This window comes from Pseudonocardia sp. EV170527-09 (assembly GCF_008369905.1).
Lineage (GTDB): Bacteria > Actinomycetota > Actinomycetes > Mycobacteriales > Pseudonocardiaceae > Pseudonocardia.
Genome location: NZ_VRMC01000258.1, coordinates 1 through 1,034 on the forward strand (window position 1 = coordinate 1; position 1,034 = coordinate 1,034).

At 73.9% G+C, this 1,034-nt stretch carries 1 pseudogene; it reads left to right on the plus strand.

The features are described from left to right. Positions 1-168 precede the first annotated feature (168 nt). Positions 169-1,034, plus strand: a pseudogene (locus FVA95_RS28940) (hypothetical protein); the annotation flags it as partial.

The following is a 1,034-nucleotide window of genomic DNA, read 5'->3' on the forward strand; positions in this document are numbered from 1 at the left end:
GAGCTGCGCGCCGAGCTGGCCGCGGCGGTGGCGGCGGGTGAGGTCGATCCCGCGTCGGCGGAGTCGATCCGGACCGGCCTGCGCTGCGCCCCGGCCAGGGCGCGGGCGCTGCGTGATGAGCACCGAACCAACCAGTCCTGACCTGTGATGATCGAGGGGAATCGACCCGTGAACCACAACCCGCACGACACCGACCACACCGGGCACGACACTGGGCACGACACCGAGACGATCGGGGGTCCGGCTGCGCGGCCGGCCACCGCGCCGGGGGAGCACGGGCGGCGCCCGCCGCCACGTCCGCACCGCACCCCACCCGCCGACATCCCGCCCACCGACGGACCGGTCGAGGCCGAGCCGTTGGTCGTGGAGGGCGAGGTCGTCGACGACCAGGCCCAGACCGGGACGGGTGCCGAGCCGGTGAAGTCCCGTCCCGGGACCGCTCTGGCCCGGGTGGCTCGACAGGCCCCGGCACGCGCCTACTCGGTGTCCCGCGCCGTCGTGGTCCACCCGACCACCAAGGCGGTCGCCAAGGGCGGGGTGCGCAACCTCTGGTACCCCGTCCTGGGCGCAGGGGTCGCCTACAGCGCGTGGCGTGACGCTCACGGCGCCTCCCGGTACGAGCGCCAGATGCGCCGCGCCGAGCTGGCCGGGGACCAGGAAGGGCTCATGGAGTGGGAGGCCCGCGACGTCGCGGAGAAGCAGCGCCGCCATGACCGGGTCATGGACTGGATCCGCCACCCCCTGGACCTGTTCAAGGCCATCGGCGCGGGACTGCTCGGGTTCCTCGGGCTGCTGCTTCTGCTCGGGGTGGTGCTGGCGTTCGGGCACCGTGACATCACGATGGTGATCGCCCCGCTGATGGCGGTGGTCGAGGTGGTGATGTGGGTGTCGTGGTTCCTCGCCGTCTACGGCGCGACCCTGCTGCTCGCCGCCACCGCCGGGGTGGTGGCCTGGTGCTGGCACCTCGGACGCTCCCGCTGCGAACTGCCCGCCTGGGTCGCCCCCGGTGAGCCGGAGGAGTCCCGCCGCGACGT